This is a genomic window from Alloprevotella rava (genome assembly GCF_014195585.1).
Taxonomy (GTDB): Bacteria; Bacteroidota; Bacteroidia; order Bacteroidales; family Bacteroidaceae; genus Alloprevotella; species Alloprevotella rava.
This window is the reverse complement of the sequence record NZ_JACICA010000006.1, coordinates 19,697-35,429: the sequence shown is the minus strand read 5'-3', so window position 1 is coordinate 35,429 and position 15,733 is coordinate 19,697. Positions and strand designations below refer to the sequence as shown.

The following is a 15,733-nucleotide window of genomic DNA, read 5'->3' as shown; positions in this document are numbered from 1 at the left end:
TCTACGAAAACATAAGTATATGAAACGAATCATATTGTTCATCGCCGTCCTGATGGGACTCACTGCCACCGCTCAGCCACCCAAGCGCCAAGCCGAAGCAGCCGCCCAGCAGCAACAGCGCACCCAGAACGCTCCGCGCGGCGTGTCCTATCGCGATTTCCCCGTGGCAGCAGAAATGCCCGCCGACGTTAGTTGGCGCCGCGACCTCTATCGCCGCCTCAACCTCAAACAGGACAGAAACGCCTCGCTCTACTATCCTATAACACCGCAGGAAGGACGCGTCAACCTCTTCACCTATCTGATGAAGCTCATCTTGCGCCAACAAGTGACGGCTTATGCTTACAACGTAGCAACGGGAAACGAGGACTTCAGCCGCTCCAACGCCATCTCGGCAAAGAAAATCATGGACGACCACGCCATGTACTACACCGTGACCGATGGACGGATGCGCGTGGACGATGCCGATCTCTCGCTGGCCGACGTAACACGCTATTACATCAAGGAGAGCGTCTACTACAACCAGCACACTGCTACCTTCCACACACAAGTGACCGCGCTCTGCCCCGTCCTCGTGCGTGGCGATGCCGACTTCGGTGGCGAAGAAACGGAATATCCACTTTTCTGGGTGAAATACAGCGATGCAGCCCCTTACCTGGGCAAGCTGATGCTCATGGAGAGTTCGCTGAACAATGCCTCCACCATTTCCGCCGACGACTATTTCACGATGAACCACTATGCGGGCGACATCTATAAGGTAGTGAATCTCCAGGACCGACTCTTGGCCGAAACAGCCCGCACAGATACGGCTTTGAAAGCTGCCCAAAACAAAATCGAACAAGAACTCACGGCTTTCCACAACCATGTATGGGCTGGCGATAGCTTGAAGCGCGACACCACGCTCACCGACTCCCTCGCCACCGAAACTACGAAGCCCACCACAGGCCGCCGCGGCCTTCTCTCTCGCAGCTCTTCCGGCACCAGCCGCCGCAGCTCCAATGTGAACCGCCGCACCACGCGCCGCACAGCAGGTTCATCCACTGGCAACGCAGCCTTCTCCGTCCGCCGCGAGCGCCACTAAAATCGCAGCAACCACGAGTAGCCGTTGCGTTTCGCTCTAAAAACAAGCTCTGTGATATTGCCGATATTCTTGACATGCTCATATGCCATCTCTTAGTTTCGCCTAACGAAGTAGCATTGAGTGGGGACTTTGTGGCATTCATTAAAGACGGGAGTAAAACATTTCACTCAAACGGCTTGGTTGAACTTGAAAAAATTACGAAGGAGCTAAAAGGGGAGGAGTAAGATTATGGATACATCAAAGAAGATAACGGTGCAGAACACCGAAATATCCGTACTGATAGGAAAAGATAATAACGATTACATCAGTCTTACGGATATGGTGAAAGCCAATGAAGGAGAAGACCATATCCGTAATTGGATGAGGAACAAAAACACCTTAGAATATCTTGGCGTTTGGGAAAGTCTGAACAATCCTAATTTTAAAGGTGTCGAATTCGACACCTTTATGAAAGAGGCGGGATTGAACAGGTTTAATATGACCCCGAGAAAATGGATTGAAGCAACTAATGCCATTGGTATCATTTCTAAAGCAGGACGAAACGGAGGCACTTATGCGCATAAGGATATTGCATTTAATTTCGGTATGTGGATTAGTCCTACATTCCAACTTTACATCGTAAAAGAATACCAAAGGTTAAAGGAACTGGAAAGTAGCCCACTTTCGATGGAATGGAATGCAAAACGAATACTATCCAAAACCAATTATACACTTCATACCGATGCTATTAAAAACGAGATTATTCCCAAAATGGATATTAAGACTATCAAACAAGGGATTATTTACGCAACAGAAGCCGATATGCTTAATATTATTCTCTTTGGGTGTAAAGCAAAGGAATGGTGTTTGGCAAACCCAAAATTGGCATCTAAAGGGATGAATATTAGAGAAACTGCAAGTATTAATCAGTTGGTGGTACTATCTAATATGGAGTCTGCTAATTCAGAAATGATAAAATGTGGATTGCCAAGGGAGCAACGTTTTAGGATTCTTCATAAGATGGCAAAAGAGCAGTTAAAGGTTCTTGATACAAATAATATAGAACAGAGGTTTAGAATAATCTTACCTGACAGCACAAAAAAAATAGAGTAAAAGATAGCGAAATAATTTGCACTTATGTCTAATAAAATATCTACTTTCGCTCGAAGCATAACTAATATAGCGTACAACCAGAGAAGATATCCTCAGAATTGTCCCCTGCGGGGACACCCCATGCTTAATCTGTATTACTGTGGTCGCGGAGGAATATATAAAAATCTGCAACACCCCAATTGGGTGTTGCAGATAGAGAGTTATTGTATAAGCTGCTATAAGCGGAGAGTTGCGGAATTGAGTAACCGCTACTTGCGCAGAATCTTCTGCATAGTTCCATTGTTCATGCGGATGATGTTCAGCCCGCGCTGTAGCTCGTTGAGTCTTTTTCCGTCAGTAGAGTAAATCGCCTGGATGTTTGCATCGCCTTCAGTGGTAGTCGTAGTAACTCCCGTAATTTCTTTCTTAGTGAAATATCCTGTTTCAGGATTCGCCATGGAGACTTCAATCTTACTTCCATCGTAGGACACAGCTCCTTGGAGATTTGTACAATTTTCGAACATTCCCCAAGAATATAAACAAGTCCAAGTATTATTGCAATAGATGGTTTGTAGAGAATTGCAGTCCCTAAACATTGCACTCATGTCTAGCATGTTCTCCGTCTTGAAGTTGGAGAGATCGAGGGAAGTTAAACTTGAGCAGTCCCTAAACATTGAACCCATGTTTTTCACGTTCTCCGTTTTGAAGTTGGAGAGATCGAGGGAGGTTAAACTCTGGCAGTTCCTAAACATTTCAATCATGTATTTCACGTTCTCCGTTTTGAAGTTGGAGAGATCGAGGGAGGTTAAACTCTGGCAGTTCCTAAACATTGAATTCATGTCTTGCACGTTCTCCGTCTTGAAGTTGGAGAGATCGAGGGAGGTTAAACTCTGGCAGTCCCTAAACATTCCACTCATGTCTTTCACGTTCTCCGTTTTGAAGTTGGAGAGATTGAGGGAAGTTAAATTCTGGCAGCCCATAAACATTCTACTCATGTCTTTCACGTTCTCCGCCTTGAAGTTGGAGAGGTCGAGGGAAGTTAAACTCTGGCAGCCATAAAACATGTCATTCATGTTTTGCACCTTCTCCGTCTTGAAGTTGGAGAGATTGAGGGAAGTTAACCTTGAGCAGCCCAAAAACATAAAGCTCATGTCTTTCACGTTCTCCGTTTTGAAGTTGGAGAGATTGAGGGAAGTTAAATTCTGGCAGTTCCTAAACATTGAATTCATCGTAGTGACTTCAGATGTATTGAGATTTGTCAATCCTTCTATTTTCTCCAGGTTTTTAAAATTAAAAAACCAGTTCTCTGTGCTTTGGGGGCGATAGTTCTTGAACGAAGCATCAAAGACAGCGGTAGTAACTTCGGATTCAGGTGCACTATATGTTCCCGACCAAGCAGGGTATGTACTTCCATATTCCTTCTTCGTCTCCTCAATTCCCCACACAGTGCCAGTGCGGGATGATTTCTGATCGTCGTAGTAGAACGTCAGCGTTTTCTTATCGCTACTTTTCACCACATACGCTTCCTTCTCCTGTGCTTGAGCAGACTGCGGAAGGAGCAACAAGGCCATGAATCCTGCGAGGAACGCAGCACAGAGATTCTTGAGTAATTGCTTTCTCATAAAATTAGTTTCCCCTTTGTCTCCTTATCGTCTTTATACTTTCTGGGAGTGCCGTATCGGGAAGTTGGGCAGTTGAGATTAATAGTAATTTCGAATCATTAGATTAACACCTTGTCCGCCTTTCGACTCTTTAGAAAGCAAAGCGACAAGTTTTCTTTTATAAAAGTTGTATTTTCGCAAAGGTATGGAAACTTTTTTAATAATACAAAAAAATATATATTTTTCGTTGGGGGAAGTGGACGGATGAGTGTCGCACTGAAAGCGTTGAGGTAGTATTCTCCCTCTCTCCTCCTATAGAAAAAACTCATTTTTTGTTGTCACGTTGTCACGGAGGAAGGGAAGATACTGATAGATAGGGACTTATGCGCGTGACAACAAATTCTCTTTGTTGTCACACCGTTGTCACGCGTCGTCACGCTCATAAAGTGTACATCCTCAATCGGTTATGCTCAAAGTGTGACAACGTGACGACGTGACGACGAAAAAATAAAATCCTGGGAGGAGGAGAGTAGGTGCTGTGCGACGCTTCCTGCGTCGGAGGTTTGTGCATCCCTTTCCCACGGGTTCGCCCTTTGGGCATCACCCGCGGTTAAGCATTGGTGTGTCCCCGCCGGGGACAGTGGGTGAACACGCTACATCGCAGCGCGAGTGGACGCAATAAGAGCGTTAACGGATAGCCTTATTGGATTTCCGAACGCTATAAGGGTGCGGGCTGATAGGCTTATTGCTTTTCCGAACACAATAAGCGCGTGAGCTGACGCAATAAGGATGTGAGCGGATAGGCTTATTGTATCTTCAAACACAATAAGGGGGTGGGCAGACAGAATAAGGAGGCGAGCTGATAGTCTTATTGCATCTCCAAACACAATAAGGGAATGGACGATGGGGCTTGTTCATTATGTGCTTCTCCATTAGAAAAAATGCAAAGAAGCTTCAGAGACTTCATTGCTTCCTAATAAACCGATGATACCGGACGAATTGAAACGAAGGGAAGCTTCAGAAATGTGTTATCGAAGCTTCACAAAATGACGCATCAGGATATATAGTTGCTGTTTTCATGGGGTTCTTCGTGCGTTGGAAACAGGGGAGGTGAGGATTTTGTAGGCTTTTCTATCATCTTTTTTGACAGATTGGGCGGCGCGCAGGGCTTTTTTGTTACTTGTATTGGAAATTCGTATCTTTGCCTAAACAAATTTTTTTAGGATTGTGAAAAAAATCTATCTCATCCTTTTTACGCTCATCAGCGTTCTGCTGCTCACTCTGGCTGTTCCCCGCGAAGGCAAATTTGTCTTTGAGTACAAGGAGGGAACACCTTGGAAATATGCTCCGCTGATTGCTGATTTTGAATTTCCTATTATCAAATCGGAGAAAAGTATTCAGATGGAGAAGGACAGCGTACTGCGAAATTTTCAGCCCTTCTTCACCAAGTCCATGACGACAAGTAGTCAGCAGATTAAAGCCTTTGTTGCCGACTGTAAAGCCCGTCGCATCCAAGTTCCGGAGAGGTATATCAACTATGTGATAAAGCAGTTGGCACTCGTCTATAACACGGGTATTATGTCGCCCTCGCAGATGTCCGAATTGGTGAGTCATCGCTATCAGAATGTGCATATCGTGGAGGGACAAGATGCTGTGACGCAATCCACCAGTGCTATCTACACTACGCGCACTGCCTATGAAACCATCATGGGGGCCGACTCGGCGGGCTATCTCCATGATGTGTTGGCACTTTGCAATATCAACAACTATCTCACGCCTAACCTCACGTTTGACAAGGCAAAGACACAAACCGCTCGGGAGGAGGCACTCAACTCCGTGATCACTTCCAGCGGAATGGTGGTGACGGGACAGCGCGTGATAGATATGGGCGAAATCGTTACGCCGCAGTTGAAACTCGTGCTCGACTCCTATGTGCAGGAGAGCGCACGCCGCAACGAGACCAATACGAACCTCTGGCGGCAGATGCCGGGGCAGGCACTCCTTATCTTCATTATTCTGAGTATCTTCCCCCTCTTCCTGCTCACGTTCCAACCAAAGTATATCGAGAACGTGCGTACACTGGCCCTCTTCTATGGGCTTATCTGTATTTTCCCATTTCTGTCCTATATCATGGTGCGGCAGCACTGGTTCAGCGTCTATCTTGTGCCCTATGCCATGGTGCCGCTTTTCGTTCGCATTTTCTTTGATTCGCGCACGGCCACGATGGCCATGCTCACCTCCTTGCTCCTGACATCGATCGGTCTGACGGGTTCTTTCGAGTTTTTCGTTATCGAAAGTATCGTTGGCTTCGTCACGGTCTATGCGTTGCGCGAGATGACCGAGCGCGCCCAGATTCTGCGCATCGCTTTGTTTGTGGTCATTGTTGGTTTCCTTGCTCAGTTTGCTTACGATATGGCTGCCAATACGAGCATCTCCGATTTGGATCATTCGCGCTATGTATATCTCGTTGCATCAGGTGTGGCCCTCCTTTTTGCTTATCCTGTTATGTATCTCATTGAGCGCATCTTTGGCTACACATCGAGCGTGACCCTCATCGAATTGTCCAATATCAATCATCCGCTACTCCGAAGAATGTCGAAGGAGGCACAAGGCACGTTCAACCATTCCATGCAGGTGGGAAACCTCGCAGCGGAGGTGGCCAACAAAATTGGCGCAAGTGCACAGCTCGTGCGTACGGGCGCTCTCTTTCACGATATTGGGAAAATGCTCAATCCGGCTTTCTTCACCGAAAATCAAAGTGGTGTGAATCCTCACGACTCGCTGACCGACCGCGACGATATGGCGAAGGAAGAGCAGTCGGCACAAATCATCATCAGCCATGTGACGCAGGGACTGCAACTGGCAGAAAAAAATAACTTGCCCCAGTCTATCCGTGATTTCATTTCGACGCATCACGGACGCAGTAAGACGGGCTATTTCTACATACAGTGGCAGAACAACCATCCTGGAGAAACGCCGCGCGACGAGCTCTTCACCTATCCCGGCCCTAATCCCTTCACGCGCGAACAAGCCATCTTGATGATGTGTGATGCGGTGGAAGCCTCCTCTCGCTCCCTCAAAGAATACACGGAAGAGGCAATCAGCGCGCTCGTCAATAAAATTATTGACGGACAGGTGCAGGCGGGCTATTTCCAAGAATGTCCCATCACGTTCCGCGATGTTCAGGATGCCAAGCGCGTACTGATCGATAGTTTGAAAACCGTTTATCACACGCGCATCGCTTATCCCGAACTCAACAAGGATAAGCAGAACGGTCTGGGAATCCATTGGCCCCATCTGTTGGGAGGAAACCGCCACTACCATCACAGTAAAAAATCGTAATACATACCTCAAAAACCTCTTCCGAATGAAGAAGTACCTCCTTCTCCTTGTTGCCCTCATCATGGGCTTAGACCTGTCCGCACAGCGACAGGAGTTGTTCGTCACCACAGCCGATTCGGCCCATCCCTATCGTATTCCCGCCATTGCCCATCTCAAGGGGAAACGCCTGCTCTCCGTGACCGATTATCGCCTCTGCGGCGCCGACATCGGTTTTGGTCGCGTTGATCTTCACGGGCGTTTATCACAGGATAACGGCCGTACATGGTCCTCGGAGTACTCCATTATTCGAGGTACGGGCGTGAAGCATGCCGCCGATTGTGGCTATGGCGATGCTGCCATCGTCTCCGCACCCAATGGTCGCGACATCCTGCTGCTCTGCGTTTGCGGTAATACTGTTTACGGTGCGGCCTCTACCACGCGTCAGAATCCCAATCGTGTGGCTCGGTTGTATAGCCACGATGGCGGACGCACTTGGTCTGCTCCCGACGACATCACGGAGGATATTTATTCTCTCTTCGACGAGAGTCAGCTCGGTCCTGTCCAAAGTCTTTTCATCACCTCCGGCCGCATCTGCCAGAGCCGCACGGTGAAGATAGGGAAGTACTACCGCCTCTATGCGGCCATCTGCGCTCGTCCCAATGGTAATCGCGTTGTTTATAGCGACGACTTTGGCCGTACCTGGCATTCGCTCGGCAGCATCCACACCTCGCCGGCTCCCAAAGGCGACGAAGTGAAATGCGAAGAACTCCCTAATGGTGATGTGGCACTCAGTTCGCGCACCTGGGGCGGCCGTTATTTCAATATTTTCCATTATCGCAACGCTCGCCTCGCTGAAGGCGAATGGGGTGAAGTGGCCTATTCCAGTGCCGCCAATCAAGGCGTTGATGCGCAGAAGAACAGTACCAACGGTGGCCTACTGATTGTTCCTGCCCGCCGCACTTCCGACAATCGCTCAACGTGGGTCGCCCTTCAGTCTGTCCCTCTCGGTCCTGGCCGCAGCAATGTGGGCATCTACTACAAGGAGCTCTCCTCCGTTCAGGCCTACGCTTCTCCTGCCGTTTTTGCTGCCAACTGGTCCGGCCCTTATAAAGTGTCGTCAGTAGGTTCGGCCTATTCCGAATTGGAACGCCTCGGCAATGGGAAGATAGGTATCTTCTATGAGGAAACATCCCACAAAGCCGACTACACCCTTGTTTTCAACAGCTTCTCCCTAAGCGAAATCACCAACGGGCGTTTTCGCTAAACTCACACATACATACAAAACGGCGAGGGACTCAATGTCTCCCGCCGTTTTGTATATCTCAACTTGCGCTTTATGGGTAAATCCGTCAGCGCACACTAAGTTCACACATATTCTTTTGCTTCGCGTTTGCCACGCAGTACCGCCAGAGCGTTGCTCGCCAGTGCCAACATTTCGTCCTCACCAGGGTAGCAATACACCGGAGCCAGAAATTCGATGCGCTCCCGCAGGTGTTTCACAACATATTCCGAATGCGCCAACCCGCCCGTGAGGAGGATGGCGTCCACCTTACCGAAAAGCACCGCCCCCTCGGCCACAATGTTCTTTGCTACGTGGTAAATCATCGCGTCCACAATCAGTTTCGCGTGTTCATCCCCTGCAGCGATGCGCTTCTCAATTTCCTTCATATTGTTAGTGCCCAAGTGCGCCATCAGTCCAGCTTGTCCCGCGATGCGCTTTAGGAGTTCCTCCTGCGTAAACTTCCCGCTGAAGCACAGCCTTATGAGGTCGGCCGCTGGCAAACTACCTGCTCGTTCGGGCGAGAAAGGTCCTTCGCCATCCAGTGCGTTGTTGGCGTCCACGGCGCGCCCGTGGTCGTGGGCGGCAATACTGATACCTCCACCCAGGTGGCATATGATGAGGCGCAAGTCCTCATATTCTTTTCCCACCTCGTTGGCATAGCGGCGCGCAATGGCTCGCTGGTTGAGAGCGTGCCAAATGCACACACGCGGCATCAGCGGCGAGCCGCTCACACGTGCCAGCGGCGAGAGTTCGTCCACCACGCCCGGATCGGCAATAAAGCTGCGGCAGTTGGGGATGTCTTTTGCCATTTCCCACGCAATGAGGCAACCCAAGTCGCAAGCGTGTTTGTGGAGCGCTTTGCGTGTGTCGGTCACCATTTTCTCATTCACGGCGTAGATTCCGCCCGCAACAGGTTTTGCCAATCCCCCTCGCGCAATGATGGCATCGAAGTTGAGCGATACCTCCATGGCGCGCAGTTCGTCGAGAATCAATTGTTTGCGAAATTCGTATTGATCGGTCAGTTCGGGATATTGCTCTAATTGCTCCGGCGAATGGTGGATGTTGCGAAGCAAAGCAGGTTTCTCATCGAGATATACGGCCACTTTCGTAGATGTAGAGCCGGGGTTTATCACTAAAATCTTCACTTTCGTATCTTTTTTAGGTGTCGCTACGGCGCAGTGCCGCACGGCGATGTCAATTATTGTTGTGGATGGATTTCACAGCCAGTGCCAGACTGTAGTATTTACTCTCTTTGCTGTCGCCACGGCTGGTGAGCACCACGGGAGCATCGCTACCTTGCAGCATGCACGCCATGTTGGCGTGGGCAAAGAGGGTGACGGCCTTGTAGAACGTGTTACCCGCTTCGATGTCGGGGAAAACGAGCACGTCGGCCGCTCCGTTGATGGGCGAGTGCAGACCTTTGTGTTGGAGCGCTTCGAGCGAGCAACTGGTTTTTACATCGAGCGGACCGTCCACTATACACTGTCCGAAAGTCCCCGCTTGGGCTTCAGTGACAATCTGCGGATAGTCGACCGTGAAGGGGAAAAATTTCTCGTTCACCTGTTCGGAGCAATGAATCAGTGAGATCCTCGGCGTGTCGATACCAAAAGCGTGGCACACTCTCACGGCGTAGCGCACCTGTTCACGGCGTTGCTCGGGCGTGGGATATGGGATGACGGCAGCATCGGTAAAGAAAAGCAAGCGTGGGTATCCTTCCAACTGCGCACAAGCCAAATGTGTCAGCACGCGCCCCTTGGCGAGGATACCGTGCTCTTTGTTCAACACGGCGTGGAGTAGGACATCGGTGTTGAGTAAACCTTTCATCAGCACCTGCGCCTCACCGCTGCGCACCAGTGCCACAGCTTTTTCCGCCGCCTCGCGAGCATCGTTGGCCGCCACGAAGCGCACCTCGTTGGCCACAGCTGCGAAGTCGGGGTTTTGGCGCACTTCCTGTTCGCCTCCCACAAAGATAGCCATTACGAAGCCTTCGCGCGCTGCGCGCAACACGGCATACTGCGTCTCCGCATCCGTGGCACAGACCACCGCCACACTACAACGGCGTCCCTGCTGCTGCAAGTTCTCCGTCAGATCATTGAAATTCAAAATCTTTTCCGCCATACAAATCCAGAGATTGATGTTTTCGGGCCAAATATACGGAAAGGTGCGGAATAATGGCACAAAAACGAGGGAAAGATGCAAAGATTTTCTTCCCTTTCTTTATGAAGGGAGGAAGTTTTCGGAGAACTCCGACCCGTCGGACTGGTCTGACTGGTCGGACCTGTCGGAGAACCAACAACAAGTGGCCACTGAGCATCCCCCTCAAGGGGGAGCTGAAGGAGACATTCCTAATATCAAGAATTTTCTTACTTTTACGCTTCCGAGAGTGGCTCAAATCTGCGCCCGTCTTCCTTCTCTCGCTTGCAAGAAGCCTCTTGCGCGTCACCACAATAAGGCTGTTGGCCAACTCAATAAGGCTGCCAGCTGATAGCCTTATTGTGTCGGCTGGCACAATAAGGAAACCGACGCGAAGCTCAAGGATGTTTTTGAGCAGTTTTGAGCTGAAAATCGCGAAAATAGGGCAGTTTTTGCAGAAAAGGGGTGGTTTGATCAATCGGTGAGGAGATTTTTTGGACGCAGATAGGGAGGATGGGGGATTTTTGGCTGCTATTGACGAGCACAGCTTTGTAAAGTTTTAGGGAGGCTGATAGGGGAGATCTTGGACGAGTCGGACAGGTCGGACTTGTCGGACTGGTCTGAGAATTTGTCAGACTGCTCCGAGGACAGGTCAGACTGATCGGAGGGTTTGTTTGGTTTTCTTATTGCTATGTTTGGTTGTCAAAATGGAAAAATGTATCTTTGCGACCCTAAGTTTCAGAACAATTACAATTAATCAATAAAACCAACATCTTTTTATGACTAAAATTAGACTATGTCTCTCATTGCTGTTGCTGAGTGTGGCTGCGGCAGTGTGGGCAGTAGTACCGCCGTTTCAACCAACTACGTTGGCGAATGGTAAGCCCGTTGACGGCACGCGGTGGTACACGATGACGATCCACAGCAATAAGTTTCAAGTGAGTCGCCAGGCTGCATCGGCCAATTATATCGGTCTGTCCAACCGCACCCTCAACTACGGCGGTCGCGACCTTTGGTGCTTCGTGGGCAATGCTACCAGTGGCTATCAGATTTATAATGCCGCCGGCGGAAAACTCGTGGCACCCACAGCGATGAAGGGCAACACCGGTGATCAGTCGTATGCTATTGTAAGTTCTGAAGTACCTGCGGGTTATACCGACCTGTGGAAATTTGAAAAGAGCGGCGACCTCACATCGACAACCACAACCCCCGTCTATATCGAACAGTTTGGCAATAGTAAAGCCCTCAACAACCGTGAGGGCAAGTTGGCTTTCTGGGATGGCGGAAAGGACCACGGTTCTACTTTCCTCATCGAGGAAACCGATATGAAGGTGCTCAACTTCGGCACAGCTTTTGGGCGTTGGACGGCCTCTAATGCAGGCAAAACTTACCACTCTCGCTGGAGCAGCACGTCTACTGACCCCGGCTTCACGCTCTCTGCCCCGAAGAACGACATGTATCTGGTGAATGGCAAACCCCATCTCCACCTCACTACGTTCACTCTCTCCGCAACCCAGGATTGGGACATCACCGCCTATGGTATGACCTTTACGGGCTTCAGTGGTACTTCCTCCACGCGTGCGGCAGCCACTGTGACCCCCGCGGGAGCTACGGCTGTGTCCTGCACCGCCAGCAATAGCGCAGAAGTGCACTTGGCCGGTCTCACCTCCACTCCGACGTTCACCGTGAGCGCAGGTGCTATCGAACCCGCCGACTTCTACGTTGTGCTTCACAAAGCGCTCAGTCGCCACCCCTTTGTGGCTACTACGATAGTGGGCAACAACTTTGCAGAAGGTACGCGCTGGTACACCCTCAAGTTTAAGAACACCACGCAGGCAGCCGCAGCCGCCGATGGTAGCATTCAGTTAGCGCCCGTTTCGATTGGTGCAACAACCACCAGTTTGCCCGCCCAGCCCGACAACCAACTCTGGTGCTTCGTGGGCAATGAGACACAGGGCTACACGGTATATAATAAGGCACTCGGCACTACGAAAGCCCTCGTTGCCACAGCTCCCGCCACAAACGGAGCTGAGGCGCGTGTGGAAGTGTTGGCCGGAAATACGAAGAGCCATACTTGGTGGTTCTCTTCCTCAACGAACCTGACTTCCGCCTATACGGAACCCGTCTATATGCAGTTGCAAAACGCCAACGGCTATGCGCTGAACTTGAACGAACAAACGCAAAAAATCTCTTTCTGGACTGGAGGCAAGGATGCAGGCTCTACGGTGCTCATCGAAGCCGCTTACAATACCCAACTCTCTTATGCACTCGATGGCGACCACGGTACGTTCTATCGCGACGATAAGAAAACAACAGGACAGAATTGGAACACCTATCTGATTTCTACACAGACCGATCCCGTTGTTACGCTCGCCAATGCGAGCAACAAAAACAACATCGGCTTCATCAATACGACGACGCCGAAGACGGTGAAACTTGCAAGCAGCAACTTCAAGGACTACACGCTCTCCGCAAGCGAGGGCTATGTCATTACGGGCTATTCTTTCACATTTAAGGCCGAAAGTGGCAGCACAGGCGTGAAGGACGTCACTACCTCAAAGACCGCTACGGCCACTGCCGCAACGGCTGAAAACTTCAGTGTGACGGGCTTGAACTTGCAAACAGTTCCGTTCCAAGTCACCTCGGGTATGGCACTCGTTCAGAACCTCCGCATCACAGTTGTCCCTGCTTCTGTTGAGGCCGATAAGCAACTGACAGCAACGAATGCTAAATATAAGACCGCTTTGGTCTTTGACAACACCAAGTCGGGCCCAGGTTATCGTATCCCCGCTTTGGGTCAGGCTGCCGATGGTAAGCTCTTCGTGGCAGTAGACCTTCGCCGCACCGGTGCCGATATAGGTATGGGCAACGGCCATAATGACGTGATTATGAAGACCAGTAGCGATGGCGGTCAAACTTGGGATGCCCAATTCCAGACCATTGCTGCCGGCGACCAGAGCCAACCCCATTCTTCAAAGAAATGGGACTACAGTTTCGGCGATCCCTCCATCGTTGTTGATCGCAATAATGCGCAGAACGTGCTCGTTATGTGCGTGGGCGGACATACCTCTTTCTTTGACGGACAATACAATGAGCCGCAGCACGTAGTTCGTCTTCGCAGTACGAACGGCGGACAAACTTGGACGGCGGACTCGCTGACCTACCAGATCTATAATCTGACCAAGGACGGCGCAGGAGGTGTGACCAACTCTCTCTTCCTCACCAGTGGAAAGATCATGCAGAGCCGCTATATCAAGCAGGGCGATTACTACCGCCTTTATATTGCTTATCCCACCAATAATACGCGACAGAACGCCACCTTTGTGATTTACTCCGACGACTTTGGTACGACGTGGAAGCTCTTGGGTAGCAAAGCACAGTTGCCGAGCACGGGTGCCGATGAGTCGAAGGTGGAAGAACTTCCCGATGGTAGTGTGCTGGTGAGCGTTCGCAACCGTGGTTCTCTGAGTCGTGGCTTCAGCCTCTTCACTTATACCGACATCGCCAAAGGTGAAGGCAACTGGGATTTCCAGACCAACGCAACGGCGATGAATAATGCGGTGAACAATGTGAACGGCGAAATCCTCATCGTTCCGGCACGCCGCGTGAGCGACAATAAGCAGCTTTTTGTGGCACTGCAGAGTATCACGCTCTCCACGCGTCGTGAAAAAGTGGGTGTCTACTTCAAAGAATTGGCAACTTATTCCGACTACTCCACAGCTGCGGCTCTGGCCAACGGCTGGACAAAGGGAATGCAGGTGAGCAATATCGGCTCGTGCTACACGGGTATGGAACTGCTCAACAATGGCACTATTGGTTACATCTACGAAGAAGATGCGCGTGGCGGTCTGGGCGGCTACAACATCCTGTTCAAGCAAATCCCGCTGGAGGACTTGACCAATGGTCAGTATGTCCTTGACCGCACCAGTTCTCGTGCTCTCTATGTGAAGCAGGCAGCAGAAGCTCTCCGCGCTCGTATGACAACGATGCAGAGCAGCAATGGAAACTATGTGGGAATGGTGAAGCCCGAAAGCGTGGCTTCGCTCACCACGAAGGTGAGTGCCGCAGAAACGGCAGCTACTACCGCTGAGGCAACGCCCAATGAGACCAACGCGTTTGCAGCTCAACAGAAAATTGCTACAGCCTATGATGCGCTCTACAATAAAGTGGAGAAAATCGAACTGCAAGACGGTGGCTGGTATCGCCTCACAAACAAGTTGAAGAGCACAGCGGCACTGGCCACTGATGGTACAAACTTGACGCAGGCTTCCACTACGGATGCTGCCACCAACCTCAACCTGCTGTTCCAGTTCCGCAAGACGGCCGATGGCGCATGGCTGGTAAAGAACGGCAACTACCAGGTGTTTGTGAAACCAACGCCTGCTGTCTACACCGCAGCCCCTGTGACCGCCAACGAAGCGGAGGCCGGAAAATATAAAGTGGTGTCGACAATCGAAGGTCTTAGCTACCTGCAGAGCTTGAACCCCACGGACGCTGGTAAACCTGCGATCCATGCCGACAACTCAGGATCTATCGTGGCGTGGACTACCAGCTCCGATGCTTCGAATTGGTATATCGAACCCGTGACTACTTGGACGCTCTCGTCCACTCGTCCCGAGGGCGAAAATCAAGCTTACGCTACGGCTTATATGCCTTTTGCTTACACCCTGGAAGGTACGGATGCTGTGGCCAACCTCGTTACGCTGGCGACCGATAATCGCACGGTCAAACTCGAGGCTTGCAACGGTACAGTGCCCGAAGGTACGGGCGTGTTGCTGCTCAATCGCAATTTGGGACAACTGAACATGACGCTCAATATTGCTCCAACGGCCGCTCCGCTCGCGCAGGAAAATGCGCTGCAAGGTACTTACCTCCGCAAGAATCTTTCGGCCGATGACTACGCGAATACTTATGTTCTCAGCATTCATCCCACAAAGAAAACGATAGGTTTCTACTATGTTCGCCCAACAGTCCCCGAAGCTACGGGCACAGCCACAAAGGCAACATTAGCTCCCAACAAGGCTTATCTCCCCGTATCGAACGCATCGGGCGTGCGTGAGTTCTTGCCCATCTCCTCAGACGAGACAACGGGTATCAGCAATGCCGCTATCTCCACCGACCTCGCACCGCAGATCTTCGACCTCCAAGGCCGTCGCATCTCCCAGAAAGCCCCCCAAAAAGGCGGTGTGTATATCGTCAATGGTAAGAAAGTGGTTTTCTAAACAAGCTGAAATCATCTCCGGATAA

At 50.5% G+C, this 15,733-nt stretch carries 8 protein-coding genes; 5 read left to right on the top strand and 3 right to left on the bottom strand.

Annotated features, from left to right (window positions below; translation table 11 throughout):
- Positions 1-19: 19 nt before the first annotated feature.
- Together porN and FHS60_RS06265 are read left to right on the top strand one after the other, a co-directional pair.
- Positions 20-1,078, top strand: a complete 1,059-nt coding sequence (gene porN, locus FHS60_RS06270; protein ID WP_183696582.1) for a type IX secretion system ring subunit PorN/GldN — start codon at positions 20-22, stop codon at positions 1,076-1,078.
- 228 nt (positions 1,079-1,306) lie between these two features.
- Positions 1,307-2,170, top strand: coding sequence for a KilA-N domain-containing protein (locus tag FHS60_RS06265; RefSeq protein ID WP_183696579.1), 864 nt, complete (start codon positions 1,307-1,309; stop codon positions 2,168-2,170).
- 248 nt (positions 2,171-2,418) lie between these two features.
- On the opposite strand, the gene FHS60_RS06260 is transcribed toward FHS60_RS06265, so the two are convergent.
- Positions 2,419-3,771, bottom strand: coding sequence for a BspA family leucine-rich repeat surface protein (locus tag FHS60_RS06260; protein WP_183696576.1), 1,353 nt, complete (start codon positions 3,769-3,771; stop codon positions 2,419-2,421).
- A 1,206-nt stretch (positions 3,772-4,977) separates the two neighbouring features.
- Here FHS60_RS06260 and FHS60_RS06255 point away from each other — a divergent pair.
- Both FHS60_RS06255 and FHS60_RS06250 read left to right on the top strand, forming a co-directional pair.
- Positions 4,978-7,092 (top strand): HDIG domain-containing metalloprotein, encoded by a 2,115-nt coding sequence (locus FHS60_RS06255; protein ID WP_183696573.1) that lies wholly within the window; start codon positions 4,978-4,980, stop codon positions 7,090-7,092.
- Positions 7,093-7,117: 25 nt separating this feature from the next.
- Positions 7,118-8,335: a sialidase family protein gene (locus FHS60_RS06250; RefSeq protein ID WP_183696570.1), complete on the top strand. Its 1,218-nt coding sequence runs from the start codon at positions 7,118-7,120 to the stop codon at positions 8,333-8,335.
- 101 nt (positions 8,336-8,436) lie between these two features.
- On the opposite strand, the gene buk is transcribed toward FHS60_RS06250, so the two are convergent.
- Positions 8,437-9,498: a butyrate kinase gene (buk, locus tag FHS60_RS06245; protein WP_183696566.1), complete on the bottom strand. Its 1,062-nt coding sequence runs from the start codon at positions 9,496-9,498 to the stop codon at positions 8,437-8,439.
- Positions 9,499-9,547: 49 nt separating this feature from the next.
- Positions 9,548-10,471 carry a phosphate acyltransferase gene (locus FHS60_RS06240; RefSeq protein ID WP_183696563.1) on the bottom strand — a complete coding sequence of 308 codons (924 nt, stop codon included), beginning with the start codon at positions 10,469-10,471 and terminating at the stop codon, positions 9,548-9,550.
- A 794-nt stretch (positions 10,472-11,265) separates the two neighbouring features.
- On the opposite strand from FHS60_RS06240, the gene FHS60_RS06235 reads away from it, so the two are divergent.
- Positions 11,266-15,708 (top strand): sialidase family protein, encoded by a 4,443-nt coding sequence (locus FHS60_RS06235; RefSeq protein ID WP_183696560.1) that lies wholly within the window; start codon positions 11,266-11,268, stop codon positions 15,706-15,708.
- Positions 15,709-15,733 lie beyond the last annotated feature (25 nt).